The following is a 22,141-nucleotide window of genomic DNA, read 5'->3' on the forward strand; positions in this document are numbered from 1 at the left end:
CTCGCCATAGCCCGAGCTATGGCTGTGCTTTACGCCTAGATCCGAAGCATTTTCGCGCGCCTTTCGGGCTCGGCCAAAAAACTCTCAGCCTCTGAGCCATGCACACCGAAGACAACGCACACGATGACGACGACGGGCAGCGCCTGCTGCTGATCGTGGAAGACGACGAGGCCTTTGCGCGCACGCTCACGCGCTCGTTCGAGCGGCGCGGCTACCGCGTGCTGCAGGCCGCCAGCCTGCCCGAGGTGGAAGCCCTGCTGGCCGACCACACGCCGGGCTATGCCGTGGTGGACCTGAAACTCAAGGGCGATGCCTCAGGCCTGGCCTGCGTGCAGCGCCTGCATGCGGCCGATGCCGACATGCTCATTGTGGTGCTCACGGGGTTTGCCAGCATCGCCACGGCGGTAGAGGCCGTGAAGCTGGGTGCCTGCCACTACCTGGCCAAACCCTCCAACACCGACGACATCGAGGTGGCCTTCGGGCTCAAGGAAGGCAACACCGAGGTGGAGCTGACCAACCGCTCCAGCTCCATCAAGACGCTGGAGTGGGAACGCATCAACGAGGTGCTGGCCGAGACCGGATTCAACCTCTCGGAAGCCGCCCGGCGCCTGGGCATGCACAGGCGCACGCTCATGCGCAAGCTCGAAAAGAAGCAGGTGCGCTAAGCACCTGTTCCAAGCGACGCCCGCTGCCGACTCAGGCAGAGGCCGGCGCGACCTCCAGCATCTGCCGCTCAAACGCCCGCAGGCGCTTGTAGATCGAAATCTGCTCCACCACCGTGCTCCAGTTGAGCACCAGGAACTGGAACGACTCCAGCACCTTGTCGAACGCCCGCGCAATCTGCTGCATCACGCCCAGCGTGATGGCACCAGCAATCAGCGTGGGGCCGAGTGCGATCAATGGCACCAGCACACTCACCTGCAGGTAGGACCACTTCACCACGTCGAAATACAGGTAGTGGAAGAACAGCCGAAAGTAGTTGCGCCGCACGGCAGCAAACAGCTCTGCCGCCGTGGGGGGCGCGGCGCGGGCGGGATCGTCCTCGCCCAGCACCAGTTCCTTGCGGTAGGCCGCTTCCACGCGCTGGTTGTGAAACTCCAGCCCCGGCAGCTTCACCCCCACGCATGCCAGCAGCAAGGTGCCGCCTAGCGACCAGGCCAGCGCCACCCACACCAGCGCGTGGGGCACGGCGCCGATCAGCGGCAGCTCGGTGATCTTGTCCGACAGCGTCCAGAGTACGGGCAAAAAGGCCGCCAGCGTCATGAGGCTGCGCATGAAGCTCAGGCCCAGGTCTTCCATGGTGCGGGCAAAGCGCATGGTGTCTTCCTGCACGCGCTGGGCGGCGCCTTCGATGTGCCGCAAACGCGGCCAGGCGGCCATGTAGTGCTCGTTCATCGCCTGCCGCCATCTGAAGATGTAATGCTTGCTGAAAAAATCCACCAGCACTGCCGTCGTCACATAGATCATGGCGATGCGCGCAAAGGTGGAAAGCTGGCCCCAGAACTGATCGGCGGTGATGCTGCCGGGCTTGCCCAGCGCCTCCTGGATCAGGTCGTAGAAGCTGCCAAACCATTCGTTGATCTGCACATCGAGCTGCACCCGGTAGGCCGTGGCCAGCAGGATCACGGCAGAACCCAGAACAGACCAGGCCCACCAGCGGCGGGCAAAAAAGAAGGACTTGAACATCGTGGACGGGGTGTTGTTGTGATGAAGGGACTCGCCCGGCTCTGACAGCGGCCGGGCCTGAACGTTCCGCTGCGGCTGCTGGCTCCGCAAGTTGGCCCCGCGACACGGGGCGCTCGCGTGGTGAGCAGATTCTGCACGGTATACCCCATCAAAAATAGGGCAAAAATGGCCGTTACCGCGCGATGGGTCTCAAATATTGCTTCAAAAATGATAGCAATACTATCGGCAAACGCCTGTGGCCGCCCTCGGACCTTCCCGCAGCAACCCGCAGGCGCCCTGTGGCCGGTATGACCGGGTGCGACTCAGCACGACCCGGGGCAGGTGCGGCGGCACACACCTGCCCACCTGCCCATGCACCGGGAGCGCCCCATCAGGGCCCCTACTGCCGGGGCCCCAGGTGCTCTGCCAGCCAGCGCTCGGCATCTGCCTGCCCGCGCCACCGCGCCCAGTCCTGCGCACTCTTGCCGTGCTGGTCCTGCCGGGCCAGGTCCAGGCCACGCGCCTGCATCCACTGCAGGACCTCTATCTGGCCCTTGGCCGCCGCCAGCATGGCCGGGGTTTCGCCCCGGCTCGCGGGCGCGGGCTCGTCCAGGGCCTGCCCCTGTTCGACCAGCCACTGCAGGCAGGGCACACAGCCGCTTTGCGCTGCCATGTGCACAGGCCCCCAGTCCCAGCGGTTGCGGGCCTGCAGGCTGGCCCCGGCCTGCACCAGCCGCTGCGCCACGGCCAGGTGGCCGCCGTACATCGCCCGCAGCAGCGCGGTGTCGCCCCGCTCGCTGTCCTTCTGGGTCTGGCGCAGGTCGGGCGCAGCGCCCGCTTGCAGCAGCAGTTCCACATGCGCCATCTGCCCCCGGTGCGCCGCCAGCATGAGCACGGACGATCCGTTGTCGGCCAGCAGGTTGGGATCGGCTCCTGCACGCAGCGCCTGCTCCAGCGCGGTGGCGTCGCCCGCATTCTGTGCATCCATCAGCTGTGCATCCGCTGGCGACCAGACCCGCGCGGGTGCTGCAGCGGTTCGGGCCCCTCCGGGTGGCAGCCTCTCCGGCAGACCCCAAAATGTGGCCGCCAGCACCACGCCCGTAGCCAGCCACCCGCCCCAGGCGGGGCGTGAGTGGTCTGGCTCTGAAGAGCGCTGCCCTCCGGCTGCGAAACGCCCACGCCGATCCCGCCAGGCCTGCGCCACGGCTTGCCCCACGGCGCTGGCCACATCGGCGCCTGCCAGACCGGGCGTCAGCCGCACCAGCGCCCCGCGCACATTGCGCCCGTACACCGCGTGGTAGGGGCGCGTGTGGGCCCCGCTGCCCGTTGCCGCCAGCAGCTTGTGCACCAGCGACTGGCTGGCCTCGCCCGGCACGGACTGCACCGACGACCACAGCCACGACCTGCGCTGCACCACCACGCCGTCGTCCTGCACCCGCAGCGTCCAGCGCCGGGTGGCGGCGTGCAATGCAAAGGCCAGCAGCACGGCCATCACCGCCATCCCGCCCAGGGAGCGAGGCAGCACCAGGCCCTGCCCGCTCCAGCGGCCATTCACCACCCACTCCACAGCCAGCAGAACCAGCGCCGCCCCTGCGGCCCAGCGCCACCCTGGTTGGGAAAAGTGCAGCACCCAGGCATGCGGCAATTCCTGCACCACCACTCCATGCGGCCACGGCACCGGCCCGCGCTCGGCTTCGGGCCCCGGCAGCGGCGCAATCGGTGCTTCACGCGCCCAGGCAGCGCGCCCGTCAAACCGGTCCGGGCCGTCTGCACCACCATTGGGGGGCCCGGCCTGGACATGCAGTTCGTACGACAGCTCCAGGGAGCCATCGGGCCGCAGCAGTTCCACCCGCCAGTCCACGCGCTCCCCAGACCGCTGTGCGCCATGGGTGGGCGCATCCTCTGGCAAGTCAAAGCTGGCGACCAAGCGCACGCCCCCTTGCGGAGTGGGCTGCACCGTGGTTCTGGCCTCCACCACCTCCACCCGCCGCTCCGGCGAGCCAGAGCTGGACTCATCCACCCGGTATTGCGCTAGGTGCAGGCGCAGGGCCGGGGCATCCTGCTGCGCCGCCGCCCGGGGGGGCAGCCACAAAGTGACCTCTGCCAAGCACCCCGCCTGGGGCCGGGACGGCAGGGCCGTGAACGCCGTGCCCCGGTAGCGCCAAACCTTGCGCGTCTGGCCTGCGGCAAAGCAGAGCAGCATCAGCCCCACCACCACAAACACCCCCATGAAGGCCTTGGCCCACCCCGATGCACCCCGGTCGGACCAAAGCACGCCCGCCATGGGGAACGCAATGCCACACCAGAACAAGGCAAAAAACCAGGCTCCGGCAGCCGTGCCCTGCAAGGAGCTGCGCGCACCGTCATCCAGGCTCGGCCCCTGCTCGGCGCCGCCCTCTGGCGGCTGCTGGGCCGCAGGCGCCCCACCGCGCCCCAGCAGCAGCCACACAAAGACCCAGGCTGCCACCAGCCCCACCCCGGTGAAGACAAATGCAAACGGTAGCCGGGCCATCAGCAGCGGCCAGCGAATGTGTGGGTCAATCAAGGAGCGGGAAGGCTGGGCAGGGTCCACCCAGACGGTGACGGTCTGGTTGCGCGATTGCGCCTCCTGCAAACGGCGGTGCCACTGCTGCTGCCAGTCGCCCAGGTTGTCGGCCCCGCCAGGCGCGTCGAGCCCCACCTGCACGCCCTCGTACCGGGCACCGCCGAATTCATAGCGGTAACGTGCCTGCAGCGCGTAGGTGATGCCCCCTTCACTGCCCCGCCGCTGCCGCAGGTCCGCCTGGAGCACCTGCGCTGGCACAGCCACCCAGCTTCGCACCTGCCATGCCGCCTGCAGGGTCTGGGCCAAAGGCCGCAAGCCCGCCCAGTAACCGCCAAGGCCAAAACCGACCGCAAATATGGCCGTGAAAAGCAGCGCCCCTGCCCGACCCACTATGGATGCCATGCATGCCTCTCTTTCTTTTTATTGTTGTTGTGGCCGGAGCATAGGAACGGTTTCATGACAAAACCGTGACTGTCACATTTTTGCGATCAGGGCCAAGAAGCAAAAAAGAGGTTCCAAAAGCAAAAAAACGGCCCCGAAGGGCCGTTGTGTCGGGTCCGGAGGCGGTCTACACCGCCGTCCGGGCATCCGCAGCGCGTCAGCAGGACGCGACTGCCGCACCCTTGGCGGCTTCCGCGTACTCTTCGATCTGGTCGAAGTTCATGTAGCGGTAGACGCTTGCCTTGTCGGCGTCGATCACGCCCATTTCCTTGAGGTACTCCTCCTTGGTGGGCAGATGGCCCAGGCGCGAGGCGATGGCAGCCAGCTCGGCCGAGCCCAGGAACACGTTGGTGTTCTTGCCCAGGCGGTTGGGGAAGTTGCGGGTGGAGGTGGAGATCACCGTCGCGCCTTCGCGCACCTGCGCCTGATTGCCCATGCACAGCGAGCAGCCGGGCATTTCGGTGCGCGCACCGGCCGTGCCGAACGCGGCGTAATGGCCTTCCTTGATCAGCTCGCTCTCGTCCATCTTGGTGGGCGGTGCCACCCACAGCTTGACGGGGATGTCACGCTGGCCGCCCAGCAGCTTGGCAGCTGCGCGGAAGTGGCCGATGTTGGTCATGCACGAGCCGATGAAGGCTTCGTCGATCTTGGTGCCCGCCACTTCGGACAGGAACTTGGCGTCGTCCGGATCGTTGGGGCAGCAGACGATGGGTTCCTTGATGTCGGCCAGGTCGATCTCGATCACGGCGGCGTATTCGGCATCCTTGTCGGCTTCGAGCAGGTCGGGCTTGGCCAGCCAGGCTTCGACCTTCTCGATGCGGCGCTGCAGCGTCTTGGCGTCGGCATAACCGTCGGCGATCATGTTCTTCATCAGAACGATGTTCGACGTCAGGTATTCCTTGATCGGCGCGGGGTTCAGCTTGATCGTGCAACCGGCGGCAGAGCGCTCGGCCGAGGCGTCGGACAGTTCAAAGGCTTGCTCGACCTTCAGGTCTGGCAGGCCTTCGATTTCGAGGATGCGGCCGGAGAAGGCGTTGATCTTGCCAGCCTTGGCCACCGTCAGCAGGCCCTGCTTGATAGCGTACAGCGGAATCGCGTGCACCAGGTCGCGCAAGGTCACGCCGGGCTGCATTTCGCCCTTGAAGCGCACCAGGATGGACTCAGGCATGTCCAGGGGCATCACACCCGTGGCGGCACCGAAGGCCACGAGGCCGGAACCTGCGGGGAAGGAGATGCCGATGGGGAAACGCGTGTGCGAATCGCCGCCGGTGCCCACGGTGTCGGGCAGCAGCAGGCGGTTGAGCCAGCTGTGGATCACGCCGTCGCCAGGACGCAGGGCCACGCCGCCGCGGTTGGAGATGAAGGCTGGCAGCTCGCGGTGGGTCTTCACGTCCACGGGCTTGGGGTAGGCGGCCGTGTGGCAGAACGACTGCATCACCAGGTCGGCCGAGAAACCAAGGCAAGCCAAGTCCTTCAGCTCGTCGCGGGTCATCGGGCCGGTGGTGTCTTGCGAGCCCACGGTGGTCATCTTGGGTTCGCAGTAGGTACCGGGGCGCACGCCCTGGCCTTCGGGCAGGCCGACAGCGCGGCCGACCATCTTCTGCGCCAGCGTGAAGCCGGCATTCGTCGCAACGGGGGCGGTGGGCAGGCGGAACACGTTGGACGCAGGCAGGCCCAGGAATTCGCGGGCTTTGCTGGTCAGCGAGCGGCCGATAATGAGGTTGATACGGCCGCCGGCACGCACTTCGTCGAACAGCACGTCGCTCTTGAGCTGGAACTCCGCCACGGTGGCGCCGTCCTTCACGATCTTGCCGTCGTAGGGCATCACGTCGATGACGTCACCCATCTCCAGCTTGGAGACGTCCACTTCGATCGGCAGCGAGCCCGAGTCTTCCTGCGTGTTGAAGAAGATGGGAGCGATCTTGCCGCCCAGCGTGACACCACCGAAGCGCTTGTTGGGCACGAACGGGATGTCCTGGCCGGTGGCCCAGACGATGGAGTTGGTGGCCGACTTGCGCGAAGAACCGGTGCCGACCACGTCACCCACGTAGGCAACCAGGTGGCCCTTCTTCTTCAGGTCATCGATGAACTGCATGGGGCCGCGCTTGCCGTCTTCTTCAGGCTTGAACGCCGCGTCAGGACGGGTGTTCTTGAGCATGGCCAGGTAATGCAGCGGGATGTCGGGACGGCTCCAGGCATCGGGCGCGGGCGACAGGTCGTCGGTGTTGGTCTCGCCGGGCACCTTGAACACGGTGACGGTGATCTTCTTTTCGACTTCGGGGCGCGAGGTGAACCACTCGGCGTTGGCCCAGCTTTGCATCACTTCCTGCGCCTTGGCGTTACCCGCCTTGGCCTTGGTCGCTACGTCATTGAAGAAGTCGAACATCAGGAGCGTCTTCTTGAGCGCCTCTGCGGCCACACCCGCCACTTCGGCGTCGTCCAGCAGTTCGATCAGGGGGTGCACGTTGTAGCCGCCGACCATGGTGCCCAACAGCTCGGTGGCCTTGGACTTGGAGATCAGGCCGACCTTGATGTCACCGTGCGCCACGGCAGCCAGGAAGCTGGCCTTGACCTTGGCAGCGTCGTCCACACCTGGGGGCACGCGGTGCGTGAGCAGGTCCAGCAGGAATGCGTCTTCGCCAGCGGGCGGGTTCTTGATCAGTTCGATCAGTTCAGCCACTTGCTTGGCATCCAGCGGCAGCGGTGGGATGCCCAGGGCGGCACGCTCGGCCACATGGTCACGGTAGGCTTTCAACATCATTTTTCTCCGGTTGCGTTCTAAAGTGGGGCGGCGCGCCTGGCTGCAAGGGCCTCAAGGGCCATCACGCCGGCACACACAAGGGGGTTCGTGGATTTCTCGGACTCTGTGGGTTGGATGCCTGGCGGTTTACTTGGCTGCAGGCAGGGGTTCCAGAACACTCACGGGTGGGTTCTTCTTGATGGCTTCGGCCACCACCACCTGCTCGGCGCTCATGCACTCGTCGGCCAGGCGCTGGCCCAGCTTCTGGTTCATCAGCATGGACTTGTTGGCGATCTGCAGCCAGACGGCGCCGCCCTTCTGGTCTTCCAGGCGCACCGTGCCAGTGGTCGTGGCCACGGGAGCCATGTAGTACTTGAAGCCCTTGCCTTCCACATGGAAGTGGCCGGGCGTGGCGGGGTCGGCGGTCACCGTGACAAATGCCCCCAGCTCGCAGGGCATGCGGCCGGTGTGCACGCGCTCGGCAATGGCCAGCTCGGCGGGCGACAGGGCAGCTTCTGCAGCGATGATGCCAGCTGCCACCTGGTTGGTCGCACTCTTGAGCTGCGTGCGGCTGCTGGTGGGCTCGGCCTTGGCCACGGCGGCCTTCTTGGCGACAGGTTCCTTGGCGGCGGTCTTGGTGGACTTGGCGTCGGGCTTGGCCGCCGTCTTGGGTGCGGGTTTGGCAGCAGGCTTGGCTGCGGCAGCCTTGGTCTCGGACTTGGCAGCAGGCTGGGCAGGCGTTGTTTGCGCCAGGGCAAGGGCCGGAGCCAGCAGCAAGAGAGCGGAGGCGAAGATGGATTTCATGGAAAGTCCTGCGTAGGGGTGTTCAGGAAGAAGGTTCACGATGGAACCACCGCCGATGCGCCAAACCAGTGGCGCACAGACGAGGGAAGTGCACGCCCGGTGTGGTGGGCGCGCTCAAGGATCTGCCAGTAAAAGCGGTAACTGGCACGGTCATGCAGCACGCCTTCAAAACTGATCGGAGCCCAATCAGCCTGAGCGGCAGCCGCTATTATTTTTGAGGCATTCTCGATATCGTCCTGCTGCGGCGCAAAGGCCTGCAGGATGGGGCGGATCTGCGCAGGGTGGATGCTCCACATGCGGGTGTAACCCAGCTCCTGGGCCGCACGGCGGGCCGCGCCCTGCATGGCCACGGTGTCAGTGAACTCGGTCACCACACAATGCGAGGGCACCTTGCCGTGGGCATGGCAGGCGGCGGCGATCTCCAACTTGGTGCGCACCACCAGCGGGTGGGCAAACTGCCCGGCCGACGTCATCCCCTGGGCCGGGATCGCCCCGCCATGGGCCGACACAAAGTCCATGAGACCAAAGCTCAGGCTCTGCACCCGGGGATGGGCGGCGATCTCGAAGGCCCGGTGCACGGCAGCGGGGGATTCGATCAGCACATGGATGGGAAGCTGGGGGGCGGAGGCGCGCTCCAGCGCACGCTCCACCTGCAGCACGTCGTCCACAGACTCGACCTTGGGCACCATGATGTGGCAGAGCCGGTGGCCTGCCTCGCCCACGATCGTGGCGACATCATTGGCAAAGGCCGGGTGGTCTACCGCGTGCACGCGGGCAGCGACCCGGGCCGTGGGCTCGGCGCCCAGTGCCAGGCTGGCGACCAGCCGCGCGTGGTCGGACTCGAAGCCGACCGGAGCGCCGTCTTCGCAATCCAGAGTGACATCAAAGACGCAGGTGCCCAGCTCCTGCGCCATCTCGGCCTGCAACTGCAGGCTTTTGCGCATGCGTGCTTCCACGCCACTGTAGTGGTCGCACACAGGCAGGAATCCTGACTGCGCCTGCGCACCCAGCAGCACATCCCGTGGATGCACGCTGCCAGCAGGCAGGGCAGAAGAAAGCGCAGCGCCCTGCCCCTGCGCGGGGACCGGGGCGGCCCGAAGGCCCGATGCCAGGGGCGTCGGCTGCATTGCGTTCACCGGGCTTGTTTACAGCAGGTGCTTGACGCCGTCTTGCTCGCCTTGCAGTTCGGCCAGCGTCTTGTTGATGCACTCTTGCGAGAAGGCATCGATCTCCAGGCCTTCGACGATCTTGTATTCGCCGTTTTCCGTGGTGACTGGGAAGCCGAACACGATGCCGGCGGGGATGCCGTATTCGCCGTTCGATGGCACGCCCATCGTGACCCATTCGCCGTTAGAGCCCAGGGCCCAGTCACGGATGTGGTCGATGGCCGCGTTGGCGGCGGAAGCTGCCGACGACAGGCCACGGGCGGCGATGATGGCCGCACCACGCTTGCCCACGGTGGGCAGGAAGGTTTCAGCGTTCCAGACCTGGTCGTTGATCATGGTCTTGATGGACTGGCCGTTTGTGGTGGCGAAACGGTAGTCGGCGTACATCGTGGGTGAGTGGTTGCCCCACACCGTCAGCTTGCGGATATCACCCACCTTGGTGCCGGTCTTGGCAGCCAGCTGCGAGGCAGCGCGGTTGTGGTCCAGGCGCAGCATGGCGGTGAAGTTCTTGGCCGGCAGGTCAGGCGCCGACTTCATGGCGATGTAGGCGTTGGTGTTGGCAGGGTTGCCGACCACCAGCACCTTCACATTGCGCGAAGCCACGGCGTTCAGGGCCTTGCCCTGGGCGGTGAAGATCTGGGCGTTGGCGGCCAGCAGGTCGGCACGCTCCATGCCAGGGCCGCGAGGACGTGCACCCACCAGCAGGGCGTAGTCGGTGTCCTTGAAGGCTTGCAGCGGGTCGCTGTGGGCTTCAATACCGGCCAGCAGCGGGAAGGCGCAGTCTTCCAGCTCCATGATCACGCCCTTGAGCGCGTTCTGGGCCTTTTCGTCGGGGATTTCGAGCAGCTGAAGAATGACCGGCTGGTCCTTGCCCAGCATTTCGCCGGAGGCGATACGGAACAGCAGGGCGTAACCGATTTGACCAGCGGCACCGGTGACGGCTACGCGAACAGGCTTCTTGCTCATGATGAAAACTCCAGGGAAGTAAGGAAAACAGGTGTGTGTGCAACGCAAGCACCAGCGCCTGTTACCAGCAGCCCGTGCCCCGCAAAACAGCCTTGGAGTTTACCCCCGATTGGGCACCCCGGTCAATTTGTCTTATGTCTTATATAAGATATGATTGCAACCCGTTTGTCGTTCGGTTGTCATGGGGCAACCGCTGCGCCACACACCAAACCCAGCGCCCACCCGCCATGTCCTCCCTGCCGTTCGCCGCCGACAACACCGCCACGCCCTCCGGCGCAGCGGGTGCCACCACGCCGGCGTTCAGCCCGCTGTACCAGCAGATCAAGGGGCTGATCCTGCAGAGCCTGCAGCAGGGCGAGTGGAAACCCGGCGAGGCCATCCCCAGTGAGATGGAACTGGCCGCACGTTTTCGGGTGAGCCAGGGCACAGTACGCAAGGCCATCGACGAGCTGGCGGCGGAGAACCTGGTCATGCGCCGCCAGGGCAAAGGCACGTTTGTTGCCACCCACGCCGAGCAGCATGTGCAGTACCGCTTTCTGAAGCTGCTGCCCGACACCGGCGACGCCCGGGTCGAAGGCCCCGCCCAGCGCCGCGTGATCGAGTGCCGCCGCGTGCGCGCCAGCGCCGACGTGGCACGCGCCCTGGCCCTGCGCAGCGGCGACGCCGTCATGCAGGCCAAGCGCATCCTGTCGTTTGGCGGGGTGCCCACGATTCTGGAAGACATCTGGCTGCCCGGCCAGGCCTTCAAAGGACTCACGGCCGAGCAGCTGGCCAACTACCAGGGCCCCACCTACGCCATGTTCGAGCTGGATTTCGGTGTGCGCATGGTGCGCGCCGAAGAAAAGATTCGCGCCGTGCTGCCCGACGAGGAGCAGGCCCAGTTGCTGCAGATCACCCCCGCCACGCCGCTTTTGAGCGTGGAGCGAATTGCCTACACCTACAACGATGTTCCCATGGAGTTACGCCGGGGTCTCTACCTCACAGATACCCACCATTACCGTAATGAATTGAGCTGACAGCAGGCTGGCACCCGAGCAAAGACGTCGAAAATTCCGACGTTGCCAGATGCCCCATTGTTGCGTTGCAATAGAATTTTGCGTTCTTTGCATCTCCGAATTACAAAGAAGTTACATCCACGAAAGCACTCAACATGACCGAGCTTGCCAAAAAACGGCCTGAATTCCGCAACATCAATGCCTTCAAGGACCTCACCACCTACCGCATGACCCCTGCGGCGTGGGTCTCGATCCTGCACCGCGCCAGCGGGCTGATCATGTTCCTGCTGTTGCCTTTCATCATCTGGATGTTCGACACCTCGGTGTCGTCCGAAATTTCGTTCGCCCGCTTCACGGCGGCGTTCGGCATCGGCATCGGCTTCGTGCCCGGCTGGTTCGTAAAGCTGGCGACCCTGGCCCTGATCTGGTCGTACCTGCACCACTTCACTGCCGGCCTGCGCCACCTGTGGATGGATGTGAGCCACAGCGCCGTGAACAAGCAATTCGGCAAGACCTCGTCCCTGGCGGTGCTGGCCATCAGCATCCCGCTGACGCTGGTGCTGGGTGCCAAGCTGTTCGGCCTGTACTGACCCACCGACTGTCCCCACAGAAAACGGCAGCGGCCGCTGCCCCAAGTGCCCCCCCCCGCAGAACAAGACAAAAGGAAAACATCCATGTCCGTCAATTACGGTTCCAAGCGCGTCGTCGTCGGCGCCCACTATGGCCTGCGCGACTGGCTCAGCCAGCGCGTCACGGCCATCCTGATGGCCCTGTTCACGCTGGCCCTGCTGGCCCAGGTGATCTTCAACAAGGGCCCCATGGGCTACGACAAATGGGCGGGCATCTTCTCGGCCCAGTGGATGAAGGTGCTGACCTTCACCGTGATCATCTCGCTCGCCTGGCACGCCTGGGTCGGCGTGCGCGAAGTCCTGATGGACTACATCAAGCCCGTGGTCCTGCGCCTGGCGCTGCAGGTTTTCACCATCGTCTGGCTGGTCGGCTGTGCCGGCTGGGGCATCCAGGTTCTGTGGCGTCTCTGATTGATCACCCCGCGACTGAAGGCAAACAACAATGAGCTACACAAAAGCTAACATCACCAAGCGCAAGTTCGACGTTGTCATCGTCGGCGCCGGCGGCTCCGGCATGCGTGCCTCGCTGGAACTCTCCCGTGCAGGCCTGAACGTGGCCTGCCTGTCCAAGGTGTTCCCCACCCGCTCGCACACGGTGGCGGCGCAGGGCGGCGTGTCCGCCTCGCTGGGCAACATGAGCGAGGACAACTGGCACTACCACTTCTACGACACCATCAAGGGCTCGGACTGGCTGGGCGACCAGGACGCCATCGAGTTCATGTGCCGCGAAGCACCCAACGTGGTGATCGAGCTGGAACACTTCGGCATGCCGTTCGACCGCAACCCTGACGGCACCATCTACCAGCGCCCCTTCGGCGGCCACACCGCCAACTACGGCGAAAAGCCCGTGCAGCGCGCCTGCGCTGCGGCCGACCGCACCGGCCACGCCATGCTGCACACGCTGTACCAGCAGAACGTGAAGTCCAAGACCAACTTCTTCGTGGAGTGGATGGCGCTGGACTTGATCCGCAACGAACAAGGCGACGTGGTCGGCGTGACAGCCCTGGAGCTGGAAACCGGCGACCTGTACGAGCTGCACGCCAAGGCCGTGCTGCTGGCCACCGGCGGCGCTGGCCGCATCTTTGCGGCATCGACCAACGCCTTCATCAACACCGGCGACGGCCTGGGCATGGCGGCGCGTGCCGGCATCCCGCTGCAGGACATGGAGTTCTGGCAGTTCCACCCCACCGGCGTGGCTGGCGCGGGCGTGCTGCTGACCGAAGGCTGCCGCGGTGAAGGCGCCATCCTGCTCAACAGCAATGGCGAACGCTTCATGGAGCGCTATGCGCCCACGCTGAAGGACCTGGCTCCGCGCGACTTCGTGTCGCGTTCGATGGACCAGGAAATCAAGGAAGGCCGTGGCTGCGGTCCGAACAAGGACTATATCCTGATGAAACTGGACCACCTGGGCGCGGACACCATCCGCAAGCGCCTGCCATCGGTGGAAGAGATCGGCCACAACTTCGCCAACGTGGACATCACCAAGGAACCGATCCCTGTGGTGCCCACCATCCACTACCAGATGGGTGGCATCCCCACCAACATCAACGGCCAGGTGGTCGTGCACGACGGCCAGCAGAACAACATCGTCAACGGCCTCTATGCCGTGGGCGAATGCTCCTGCGTGTCGGTGCACGGCGCCAACCGCCTGGGCACGAACTCGCTGCTGGACCTGCTGGTCTTCGGCAAGTCGGCCGGCAAGCACATCGTCAACTTCGTCAAGGAATCGGGCGAACACAAGCCTGTGCCCGCCGACGGCGCTGACCGCACCCTGGCCCGCCTGAACCAGCTGCAGGACTCGAAGGAAGGCATCTACGCGCAAGACATCGCCAACGACATCCGCTCCAGCATGCAGCAACACGCCGGCGTGTTCCGTACGCAGGCCAGCATGGACGAAGGCGTGGTCAAGATCAACGCCATCCGCGACCGCGTGAGCGGCGTGACGCTGAAGGACAAGTCCAAGGTCTGGAACACGGCCCGCATGGAAGCGCTGGAAGTGGACAACCTGATCGAAGTGGCCCAGGCCACGATGACCTCGGCCGCTGCCCGCAAGGAATGCCGTGGCGCACACACCGTGTACGACTACGAACACCCTGCCGACCACGCCGAGTTCCCGCTGGGCCGCAACGACAAGGAGTGGATGAAGCACACCCTGTGGCACAGCGCAAACAACAGCCTGACCTACAAGCCCGTCAACCTCAAGCCCCTGACGGTGGACAGCGTGCCTCCCAAGGTCCGTACGTTCTGAAGATCCAGCAGCCTCACGAAAGAACAACATGAAGCGCACCTTTCAAATCTACCGCTACGACCCGGACAAGGACGCCAAGCCCTACATGCAGACCATCGAGATCGAACTCGATGGCCACGAGCGCATGCTGCTGGACGCCCTGGTCAAGCTCAAGGAGCAAGACCCCAGCCTGTCGTTCCGCCGTTCGTGCCGCGAAGGCGTATGCGGCTCGGACGCCATGAACATCAACGGCAAGAACGGCCTGGCCTGCCTCACGAACATGAACACCCTCAAGGGCACCATCGTTCTGAAGCCCCTGCCCGGCCTGCCGGTGATCCGCGACCTGATCGTGGACATGACGCAGTTTTTCAAGCAGTACAACTCGATCAAGCCCTACCTCATCACCGAGGACCTGGCCCCCGAGAAGGAACGCCTGCAAAGCCCCGAAGAGCGCGAAGAGCTCAACGGCCTGTACGAGTGCATTCTGTGCGCCAGCTGCTCCACGAGCTGCCCCAGCTTCTGGTGGAACCCCGACAAGTTCGTGGGCCCTGCCGGCCTGCTGCAGGCCTACCGCTTCATCGCCGACAGCCGCGACGAAGCCACGGGTGCGCGCCTGGATAACCTGGAAGACCCGTACCGCCTGTTCCGCTGCCACACCATCATGAACTGCGTGGACGTGTGCCCCAAGGGCCTGAACCCCACGATGGCGATTGGCAAGATCAAGGAACTGATGGTGCGCCGCGCCGTTTGACCTTTTTCGCAAGCACCACCGCCATGTCCGAAGCCCTCACCCCTGCCCTGCCATCGGCCAGCGACCTGCTGGACGACCGCGAACGCGCAAAGCTGCACTGGCGCTGCCGGCGCGGCCTGCTGGAGAACGATCTCTACATCGAGAACTTCTTCGCCAAGCATGGGGCGGGCCTGACCTGGCGCCAGGCCCACGGCATGAACCAGCTGATGGACCTGGCGGACAACGACCTCCTGGATCTGGTGCTTGCGCGCCGCGAACCCGAAGGCGAACTGGATACAGAAGAAGTGCGTGAGGTGCTCGGCATGTTGCGGCTCAGCGGTGGCGCAGCACGACCAAGGCCCTGAACGAGACCCGAGACAAACAAGGCCCGACCCCCGGAATCCCGGCAACCTACCCAAGGAAAGTAACAATGAAGCTAGCTGACAACAAAGCCACCCTGTCATTCAGCAATGGCAGCCCCAGCGTGGACCTGCCGGTCTACCAGGGCAGCATTGGCCCGGATGTCATCGACATCCGCAAGCTGTATGCACAAACGGGCATGTTCACCTATGACCCCGGCTTCCTGTCCACGGCAGCCACCCAGTCCGCCATCACCTACATCGATGGCGACAAGGGCGAGCTGCTGTACCGTGGCTACCCCATTGAGCAGTTGGCTGAAAACTGCGACTTCCTGGAAACCTGCCACCTGCTGCTGTACGGCGATCTGCCGAACGTGGCGCAAAAGACCGACTTCACCAGCCGCGTGACCAACCACACCATGGTCAACGAGCAGATGCAGTTCTTCCTGCGCGGCTTCCGCCGTGACGCACACCCCATGGCTGTGCTGACCGGCCTGGTGGGCGCCCTGTCGGCCTTCTACCACGACAGCACGGACATCAACAATCCGCAGCACCGTGAGATCGCCGCGATCCGCCTGATCGCCAAGATGCCTACGCTGGTCGCCATGGCCTACAAGTACGGCATGGGCCAGCCCTACATGTACCCGCAGAACAACCTGTCCTACGCAGGCAACTTCCTGCGCATGATGTTCGGCACCCCCTGCGAAGAGTACAAGGTCAACCCCGTGCTGGAACGCGCGCTGGACCGCATCTTCATCCTGCACGCTGACCACGAGCAGAACGCTTCGACCTCCACCGTGCGCCTGTGCGGTTCGTCGGGCACCAACCCGTTCGCAGCCATCGCCGCTGGCGTGGCCTGCCTCTGGGGCCCTGCCCACGGTGGCGCCAACGAAGCAGCTCTCAACATGCTGTACGACATCCAGGCCCAAGGCGGCGTGGAAAAGATCGGCGACTTCATCAAGCAGGTCAAGGACAAGAACTCCGGCGTCAAGCTCATGGGCTTTGGCCACCGCGTGTACAAGAACTACGACCCCCGCGCCAAGCTCATGCAAGAGACTTGCAATGAAGTGCTGGCCGAGCTGGGCCTGGAAAACGACCCGCTGTTCAAGCTGGCCAAGGAACTGGAAAAGATCGCCCTGGAAGACGACTACTTCGTGCAGCGCAAGCTCTACCCGAACGTGGACTTCTACTCCGGCATCGTGCAGCGCGCCATCGGCATCCCGGTGAACCTGTTCACCGGCATCTTCAGCCTGGCCCGCACCGTGGGCTGGATCGCCCAGCTGAACGAAATGATCGGCGACCCCGAGTACAAGATCGGCCGCCCCCGCCAGCTGTTCACCGGCTCCGTGCGCCGCGACGTGCCCCCGCTGGCCAGCCGCTGACGCTGGCACGGCGCCCAGCGCGCCGTCAGCCCCTCCCAAAGCCCGCAGGCCTTGTGCCTGCGGGCTTTTTTCATGGGCGCGACACAATGCCAAACCCCGAAGGATGCACATACTCCCCCCTAGTTAAAAGGTTTTTTATACGGCTACCGCGCGACCAGCAATGGCTCATCTTTTATACTACCACCCAGTACACAGACCACACCCACAGCACGCAGCCCTACGGCCCCAGCCCGCCACTGCCCCACCATGCCCCACACCCCCGAAGACAAGCAACGCGCCATCACCCGCCTGCGCCGCATCAAAGGCCAGGCCGAGGCGCTGGAGCGCGCGGTGGAGGCGGGCAGCGACTGCGCCCCCATCCTGCAGCAGCTGGCCGCCATGCGCGGCGCAGTGCACGGGCTGATGGCCGACCTGCTCGACAGCCATGTGCGCGAGACGCTGGCAGAGAAGCCCGCCCCCTCGCAGCAGGCGATCGACGAAACCCTGGCCTTGCTGCGGTCGTACCTCAAATAGATAGACCGCTCCCACTCCATTCACCCCAATTCCAGCCATTCACCGAAAGGACCACCCCATGAAATCCCGCGCCGCCGTTGCCTTCAAAGCCGGAGAACCCCTGCAGATCGTCGAAATCGACGTGGCCCCGCCGAAGAAGGGCGAAGTGCTGATCCGCATCACCGACACCGGCGTCTGCCACACCGACGCCTTCACCCTGAGCGGTGACGACCCCGAGGGCCTGTTCCCCGTGGTACTGGGCCATGAAGGCGCGGGCATCGTGGTGGAAGTGGGCGAAGGCGTGACCAGCGTGAAGCCCGGCGACCATGTGATCCCGCTCTACACCGCCGAATGCGGCGAATGCCTGTTCTGCAAGAGCGGCAAAACCAACCTGTGCGTGAGCGTGCGCGCCACACAGGGCAAGGGTGTGATGCCCGACGGCACCACGCGCTTCAGCTACAACGGCCAGCCCATTTACCACTACATGGGCTGCAGCACCTTCAGCGAATACACCGTGGTGGCCGAGGTGTCGCTCGCCAAGGTCAACCCCAACGCCAACCCCGAGCAGGTCTGCCTGCTGGGCTGCGGCGTGACCACGGGCCTGGGCGCCGTGAAGAACACCGCCAAGGTGCAAGAAGGCGACACCGTGGCCGTGTTCGGCCTGGGCGGCATTGGTCTGGCCGTGATCCAGGGCGCCAAGTTGGCCAAGGCCGGGCGAATCATCGCCATCGACACCAACCCCTCCAAGTTCGACCTGGCCCGCACCTTTGGCGCCACCGACTGCGTGAATCCCAAGGACTTCGACAAGCCGATCCAGCAGGTCATCGTGGAGATGACGACCTGGGGCGTGGACCACAGCTTTGAGTGCATCGGCAACGTGAACGTGATGCGCGCTGCGCTCGAATGCGCGCACCGCGGCTGGGGCCAGAGCGTGATCATCGGCGTGGCGGGCGCAGGCCAGGAGATCAGCACCCGCCCCTTCCAGCTCGTCACCGGCCGCAAGTGGCTGGGCACGGCATTTGGCGGCGTCAAGGGCCGCAGCGAGCTGCCCGGCATGGTCGAAGACGCAATGGCAGGCAAGATCCAGCTCGAACCCTTCGTGACCCACACCATGGGCCTCAAGGACATCAACGAAGCGTTTGACCTGATGCACGAGGGCAAGTCGATCCGCTCGGTCGTCAAGTACGCCGTGTAAGGCCCGGAGCGCCATGTCCACGCCATTTGAACTGCTCAGCGCCCACGCCTGCTTTGGCGGCGAACAGCGCTTCTACCAGCACGCCTCCACCACCATCGGCCTGCCGATGAAGTTTGCGGTGTACCTGCCGCCCCAGGCGCAGCAGGGCCCCGTGCCCGCCGTGGTCTATCTGGCGGGCCTCACCTGCACAGAAGAAACCTTCATGGTCAAGGCGGGCGCCCAGCGCCTGGCTGCCGAGCTGGGCCTGGCCCTCATCGCGCCCGACACCAGCCCGCGCGGCGCCAATGTGCCGGGCGAGGCCGAGAGCTGGGACTTTGGCGTGGGTGCAGGCTTCTACCTCGACGCCACCCAGGCGCCCTGGCGCACCCACTGGCGCATGGAAAGCTATCTGCTGGACGAGCTGCTGCCCCTGGTGACCGCCCAGCTGCCCATTGACGGCGGCCGCCTGGGCATCACTGGCCACTCGATGGGCGGGCACGGCGCACTCACGCTGGCGCTGCGCCACCCGGGCCGGTTCCAGTCGCTGTCGGCTTTTGCGCCCATCTGCGCCCCCACCCAGTGCCCCTGGGGCGACAAGGCCTTCACCGGCTACCTGGGCCCAGACCGCAGCACCTGGATCGAACACGACGCCACGGTGCTCATGCAGCACCAGCCCGTCGCCCCCTACCCAGCAGGCATCCTCATCGACCAGGGCCTGGCCGACAAATTCCTGGCCGAGCAGCTGCACCCGCACCTGTTCGAAGCCGCCTGCACCGCCATCGGCCAGCCACTCGCGCTGCGCCGCCATGCGGGCTACGACCACGGCTACTACTTTGTGCAGAGCTTCATGGCCGACCACCTGCAGCACCACGCGCGGCAGCTCGTGGCGGCACCTTCCGCAGGGGCTTCCGCACGTTAATGCGCCCTTAAGTCTGGGGCGCCACAGTGCACCCCATGCCTCTGATCCTGCAGCGCCTGCTGCACCCCCACCTGGCTGCAGGCGTCGCGCCGCACGCCCCGCCCACCGCCACCCAACCCGCGCCACCCGTGCCCCTGCACCCCGCCTGGGTGGTGGTGCTGGTCAGCACCTGGCTGGCCACGGCCTGCAACGTGCCGCTGTGGCGCGAGGTGGCCCAACTGCCCGGCCAGGGCAGCCTGCGTGGCTGGGGTTTTGCGCTGGCGTTTGCGCTCATCGTGGCAGCGGGCAATGCGGCGCTGCTGAGCCTGCTGGCCTGGCGCTGGACGCTCAAACCCGCCGTGCTGGTGCTGGTGCTGATGGCCGCATTTGGCGCGTACTTCATGCTGGCCTACGGCATCGCCATCGACGCCAGCATGCTGGTCAATGTGATGCAGACCGACGTGAAGGAAGCTGGCGACCTGCTCAACCTGCGCATGCTGGGCACAGTGCTCATCCTGGCTGCGCCGCCGTTGCTGTGGCTGTACCGCCGCCCCGTGCAGCGCCTCACGGCCCTGCGCCATGTGGCGCACAACGGGCTGCTGCTGGCGGGCGCCATTGCCGTCATCGTGGTGTGCCTGCTGCTGGTGTTTCAGGACTTTGCATCGACCATGCGCAACCACACCAAGCTGCGCTACCTGATCAACCCGCTCAACAGCGTGTACGCGCTGGGCAATATCGCCTCCAAGCCCCTGCGCATGGACACCAGCAAAATCCTGCCCCTGGGGCGCGACGCCCAGCTGGGCGTGAGCTACGCCAGCCAGGCCAAGCCTCCTCTGCTGGTGCTGGTGCTGGGCGAGACAGGCCGCAGCGGCAACTTTGGCCTGAACGGCTATGAGCGCGACACCACGCCCCGCCTGTCGGCCCGCAAGGACCTGGTGAGCGCACGCAATGCCTGGTCCTGCGGCACCAGCACCGCCGCGTCGGTACCCTGCATGTATTCGCACCTGGGCCGCACAGGCTACGAGGTCCGCTCGGCCAACTACGAAAGCCTGATCGACGTGCTGCACCACGCCGGCCTGGCCGTGCTGTGGGTGGACAACCAGGCAGGCTGCAAGGGCGTGTGCGACCGCGTTGGCGAGACCATCACCAGCACCCTGAAGGACCCCGCGCTGTGCGCTGGCGGCGAGTGCCTGGACCGCGTGATGCTCAAGGACCTGGACGCCCAGATTGCCGCCCTGCCCGCAGAGCAACGCCAGCGCGGCACCGTGGTGGTCATGCACCAGATGGGCAGCCACGGCCCCGCGTACTACAAGCGCTCCGCCCCCGAGAACAAGAAGTTCGGCCCCGAGTGCACCTCTACCGCGCTGCAGGAATGCCAGCGCGAGCAGGTGGTCAACGCTTACGACAACAGCATCGTCGAGACCGACCATTTCCTCGATTCAGTGCTCCAATGGCTGGGAGCGCAGGAACAACATGCCCAGACAGCTATGATTTACGTAGCAGACCATGGCGAGTCGCTGGGGGAGAACAACATCTACCTGCACGGCCTGCCCTACTCCATTGCGCCCGACGTGCAAAAACACGTGCCCTGGATCACCTGGCTGTCACCCGCCATGCAAGCCCGCACCCACCTCACCACGGGCTGCCTGCAGCAAGACCTGGGCGAGCGTCGCATCACGCACGACCACTACTTCCACTCGGTGCTGGGCCTGATGGATGTGAAGACCGAGGCGTACAACACCGAGCTGGACATGTTTGCCGCGTGCCGCAAGCCGGCCGCAGCAGACTGAGGTGGGCCTAAAGCTGGGTACTGGGCGATGGGCGCTACGCACTGCCCGCTCAGCGCGCCTCGGGCAGCAACAGGATCTTGCCGATGCTGGCGCCAGACTCCATGCGCCGATGGGCCTGTGCGGCATCGGCCAGTGCAAACGTGCTGTCGATCACCGGCCGGATCACTCCGGCGGCCAAGGCCGGCAGCCACTGCCGCGCAAACCGCTGCACCATGGCCTGCTTGACCTCGGGCGGGCGGGACTTCATCACGGTGCCAAAAATCTGCAGGTGGCGATACAGCACCACATCCATGGGTAGCTCCGCACCCTGCGCACCGCCCAGCAGCCCCACCGACACCAGGCGCCCGCCGTCGGCCAGCGACCGCACGTTGCGCTGCAGGTACGGAGCCCCGATGAAGTCGATCACCACATCCACGCCCCGGCCCTGCGTGGCCTGCGCCACCACCGCCTGAAAGTCTTCGCTGCGGTAGTCGATGAACACATCAGCCCCGCAGCCCAGCACGGCGCCACGCTTGTCGCCCCCGGCCGTGGCGAACACGCGCGCTCCCGCCGCATGGGCCAGTTGCACGGCGGCTGACCCCACGCCGCCCGCTGCGGCATGGATCAGCACCGACTCGCCCGCGTGCAGGCGCGCCAGGTGGAACATCGCCTCGTGCGCCGTCACAAACACCTCGGCCACGGCGCCAGCGGCCACCAAGTCCATGCCCGCAGGCACCGGCATGGCCATGCGGTGGTCGATGCGCGACAGCTCGGCGTACGCCCCGCCGCCCACGATGCCCATCACACGGTCGCCCACGGCAAAGCCCTGCACCTCGCGCCCCATGGCGACGACGGTGCCCGCAATCTCCAGCCCCATGGTGTCGGCATCGCCAAAGTAGGCACGGCCGTAGGCCCCCTTGCGATGCAACAGGTCGGCCCGGTTGACGCCGATGGAGGCGTTGCGCACCAGCAGGTCGTGCGGGCGCACCGCGGGGACGGGGATCTCGCGCGCCACCAGCACCTCGGGGCCGCCGAAGTCATCGAACACGACAGCTTGCATGGTGCGTGGGGTGGTTGCGGGCTGTTCGGTAATGGGCGGTGCGGTCATAGGTATCGACATAGGGTTTGCTCCTCAGGCATTGACTTGAATGCCTTCAAG

General features: G+C 65.4%; 19 protein-coding genes. 12 read left to right on the top strand and 7 right to left on the bottom strand.

All coding sequences use genetic code 11. From position 1 onward, the window contains the following. Window positions 1-98: 98 nt before the first annotated feature. Entirely contained in the window at window positions 99-665 is a 567-nt protein-coding gene (locus AvAM_RS24760; RefSeq protein WP_137749567.1) for a response regulator transcription factor, read from the top strand. A 31-nt stretch (window positions 666-696) separates the two neighbouring features. On the opposite strand, the gene sbmA is transcribed toward AvAM_RS24760, so the two are convergent. The 6 genes from sbmA to AvAM_RS24790 form a co-directional block, all read right to left on the bottom strand. Beyond that, window positions 697-1,686 carry a peptide antibiotic transporter SbmA gene (gene sbmA / locus AvAM_RS24765; protein WP_137749568.1) on the bottom strand — a complete coding sequence of 330 codons (990 nt, stop codon included), beginning with the start codon at window positions 1,684-1,686 and terminating at the stop codon, window positions 697-699. Window positions 1,687-2,065: 379 nt separating this feature from the next. Then, a complete protein-coding gene (locus AvAM_RS24770) occupies window positions 2,066-4,612 on the bottom strand; it encodes an ankyrin repeat domain-containing protein (RefSeq protein ID WP_137749569.1) in 2,547 nt (848 codons plus the stop codon). Window positions 4,613-4,808: 196 nt separating this feature from the next. Continuing rightward, window positions 4,809-7,409: a bifunctional aconitate hydratase 2/2-methylisocitrate dehydratase gene (acnB, locus tag AvAM_RS24775; protein ID WP_137749570.1), complete on the bottom strand. Its 2,601-nt coding sequence runs from the start codon at window positions 7,407-7,409 to the stop codon at window positions 4,809-4,811. A 129-nt stretch (window positions 7,410-7,538) separates the two neighbouring features. Beyond that, complete coding sequence (locus AvAM_RS24780) at window positions 7,539-8,195, bottom strand: hypothetical protein (RefSeq protein WP_137749571.1); 657 nt, start codon at window positions 8,193-8,195, stop codon at window positions 7,539-7,541. A gap of 35 nt (window positions 8,196-8,230) precedes the next feature. Beyond that, the gene (locus AvAM_RS24785) at window positions 8,231-9,322 is read right to left on the bottom strand and encodes a CoA ester lyase (protein ID WP_249368392.1); all 1,092 of its coding nucleotides are present in this window, start codon (window positions 9,320-9,322) and stop codon (window positions 8,231-8,233) included. 18 nt (window positions 9,323-9,340) lie between these two features. Then, a complete protein-coding gene (locus tag AvAM_RS24790; RefSeq protein ID WP_137749572.1) occupies window positions 9,341-10,327 on the bottom strand; it encodes a malate dehydrogenase in 987 nt (328 codons plus the stop codon). 227 nt (window positions 10,328-10,554) lie between these two features. Between AvAM_RS24790 and AvAM_RS24795 the strand changes: the two genes are divergently transcribed. The 11 genes from AvAM_RS24795 (at window position 10,555) to AvAM_RS24845 (ending at window position 21,003) form a co-directional block, all read left to right on the top strand. Beyond that, complete coding sequence (locus tag AvAM_RS24795) at window positions 10,555-11,343, top strand: GntR family transcriptional regulator (protein ID WP_137749573.1); 789 nt, start codon at window positions 10,555-10,557, stop codon at window positions 11,341-11,343. A gap of 134 nt (window positions 11,344-11,477) precedes the next feature. Continuing rightward, the gene (sdhC, locus tag AvAM_RS24800) at window positions 11,478-11,912 is read left to right on the top strand and encodes a succinate dehydrogenase, cytochrome b556 subunit (RefSeq protein ID WP_137749574.1); all 435 of its coding nucleotides are present in this window, start codon (window positions 11,478-11,480) and stop codon (window positions 11,910-11,912) included. Window positions 11,913-11,996: 84 nt separating this feature from the next. Continuing rightward, a complete protein-coding gene (sdhD, locus tag AvAM_RS24805) occupies window positions 11,997-12,362 on the top strand; it encodes a succinate dehydrogenase, hydrophobic membrane anchor protein (protein ID WP_137749575.1) in 366 nt (121 codons plus the stop codon). A gap of 31 nt (window positions 12,363-12,393) precedes the next feature. Continuing rightward, window positions 12,394-14,199, top strand: a complete 1,806-nt coding sequence (gene sdhA, locus AvAM_RS24810) for a succinate dehydrogenase flavoprotein subunit (protein WP_137749576.1) — start codon at window positions 12,394-12,396, stop codon at window positions 14,197-14,199. A gap of 28 nt (window positions 14,200-14,227) precedes the next feature. Further along, window positions 14,228-14,929 (top strand): succinate dehydrogenase iron-sulfur subunit, encoded by a 702-nt coding sequence (locus AvAM_RS24815; protein ID WP_137749577.1) that lies wholly within the window; start codon window positions 14,228-14,230, stop codon window positions 14,927-14,929. 23 nt (window positions 14,930-14,952) lie between these two features. After that, the gene (locus tag AvAM_RS24820; protein ID WP_137749578.1) at window positions 14,953-15,273 is read left to right on the top strand and encodes a succinate dehydrogenase assembly factor 2; all 321 of its coding nucleotides are present in this window, start codon (window positions 14,953-14,955) and stop codon (window positions 15,271-15,273) included. A 65-nt stretch (window positions 15,274-15,338) separates the two neighbouring features. Then, window positions 15,339-16,649, top strand: coding sequence for a citrate synthase (locus AvAM_RS24825; RefSeq protein ID WP_137749579.1), 1,311 nt, complete (start codon window positions 15,339-15,341; stop codon window positions 16,647-16,649). Window positions 16,650-16,895: 246 nt separating this feature from the next. Then, window positions 16,896-17,162: a metal/formaldehyde-sensitive transcriptional repressor gene (locus AvAM_RS24830; RefSeq protein ID WP_055402789.1), complete on the top strand. Its 267-nt coding sequence runs from the start codon at window positions 16,896-16,898 to the stop codon at window positions 17,160-17,162. Between the two features lie 58 nt (window positions 17,163-17,220). Continuing rightward, window positions 17,221-18,336: an S-(hydroxymethyl)glutathione dehydrogenase/class III alcohol dehydrogenase gene (locus AvAM_RS24835; RefSeq protein WP_137749580.1), complete on the top strand. Its 1,116-nt coding sequence runs from the start codon at window positions 17,221-17,223 to the stop codon at window positions 18,334-18,336. 13 nt (window positions 18,337-18,349) lie between these two features. Beyond that, complete coding sequence (gene fghA, locus AvAM_RS24840) at window positions 18,350-19,234, top strand: S-formylglutathione hydrolase (RefSeq protein WP_137749581.1); 885 nt, start codon at window positions 18,350-18,352, stop codon at window positions 19,232-19,234. A 35-nt stretch (window positions 19,235-19,269) separates the two neighbouring features. Continuing rightward, window positions 19,270-21,003, top strand: coding sequence for a phosphoethanolamine transferase (locus AvAM_RS24845; protein ID WP_137749582.1), 1,734 nt, complete (start codon window positions 19,270-19,272; stop codon window positions 21,001-21,003). A 49-nt stretch (window positions 21,004-21,052) separates the two neighbouring features. Here the strand turns inward: AvAM_RS24845 and AvAM_RS24850 are convergent, their stop codons facing one another. Next, window positions 21,053-22,102 carry an NAD(P)H-quinone oxidoreductase gene (locus AvAM_RS24850; protein ID WP_137749583.1) on the bottom strand — a complete coding sequence of 350 codons (1,050 nt, stop codon included), beginning with the start codon at window positions 22,100-22,102 and terminating at the stop codon, window positions 21,053-21,055. Window positions 22,103-22,141: the final 39 nt, after the last annotated feature.

This window comes from Acidovorax sp. NB1, assembly GCF_005405905.1.
GTDB lineage: Bacteria > Pseudomonadota > Gammaproteobacteria > Burkholderiales > Burkholderiaceae_C > Acidovorax.

Bases quoted from the DNA above. Each gene is read 5' to 3' on its own strand.
- AvAM_RS24760 (WP_137749567.1), top strand. From the start codon at position 99: ATGCACACCGAAGACAACGCACACGATGACGACGACGGGCAGCGCCTG.
- sbmA (WP_137749568.1), bottom strand. From the start codon at position 1,686: ATGTTCAAGTCCTTCTTTTTTGCCCGCCGCTGGTGGGCCTGGTCTGTT.
- AvAM_RS24770 (WP_137749569.1), bottom strand. From the start codon at position 4,612: ATGGCATCCATAGTGGGTCGGGCAGGGGCGCTGCTTTTCACGGCCATA.
- acnB (WP_137749570.1), bottom strand. From the start codon at position 7,409: ATGTTGAAAGCCTACCGTGACCATGTGGCCGAGCGTGCCGCCCTGGGC.
- AvAM_RS24780 (WP_137749571.1), bottom strand. From the start codon at position 8,195: ATGAAATCCATCTTCGCCTCCGCTCTCTTGCTGCTGGCTCCGGCCCTT.
- AvAM_RS24785 (WP_249368392.1), bottom strand. From the start codon at position 9,322: ATGCAGCCGACGCCCCTGGCATCGGGCCTTCGGGCCGCCCCGGTCCCC.
- AvAM_RS24790 (WP_137749572.1), bottom strand. From the start codon at position 10,327: ATGAGCAAGAAGCCTGTTCGCGTAGCCGTCACCGGTGCCGCTGGTCAA.
- AvAM_RS24795 (WP_137749573.1), top strand. From the start codon at position 10,555: ATGTCCTCCCTGCCGTTCGCCGCCGACAACACCGCCACGCCCTCCGGC.
- sdhC (WP_137749574.1), top strand. From the start codon at position 11,478: ATGACCGAGCTTGCCAAAAAACGGCCTGAATTCCGCAACATCAATGCC.
- sdhD (WP_137749575.1), top strand. From the start codon at position 11,997: ATGTCCGTCAATTACGGTTCCAAGCGCGTCGTCGTCGGCGCCCACTAT.
- sdhA (WP_137749576.1), top strand. From the start codon at position 12,394: ATGAGCTACACAAAAGCTAACATCACCAAGCGCAAGTTCGACGTTGTC.
- AvAM_RS24815 (WP_137749577.1), top strand. From the start codon at position 14,228: ATGAAGCGCACCTTTCAAATCTACCGCTACGACCCGGACAAGGACGCC.
- AvAM_RS24820 (WP_137749578.1), top strand. From the start codon at position 14,953: ATGTCCGAAGCCCTCACCCCTGCCCTGCCATCGGCCAGCGACCTGCTG.
- AvAM_RS24825 (WP_137749579.1), top strand. From the start codon at position 15,339: ATGAAGCTAGCTGACAACAAAGCCACCCTGTCATTCAGCAATGGCAGC.
- AvAM_RS24830 (WP_055402789.1), top strand. From the start codon at position 16,896: ATGCCCCACACCCCCGAAGACAAGCAACGCGCCATCACCCGCCTGCGC.
- AvAM_RS24835 (WP_137749580.1), top strand. From the start codon at position 17,221: ATGAAATCCCGCGCCGCCGTTGCCTTCAAAGCCGGAGAACCCCTGCAG.
- fghA (WP_137749581.1), top strand. From the start codon at position 18,350: ATGTCCACGCCATTTGAACTGCTCAGCGCCCACGCCTGCTTTGGCGGC.
- AvAM_RS24845 (WP_137749582.1), top strand. From the start codon at position 19,270: ATGCCTCTGATCCTGCAGCGCCTGCTGCACCCCCACCTGGCTGCAGGC.
- AvAM_RS24850 (WP_137749583.1), bottom strand. From the start codon at position 22,102: ATGTCGATACCTATGACCGCACCGCCCATTACCGAACAGCCCGCAACC.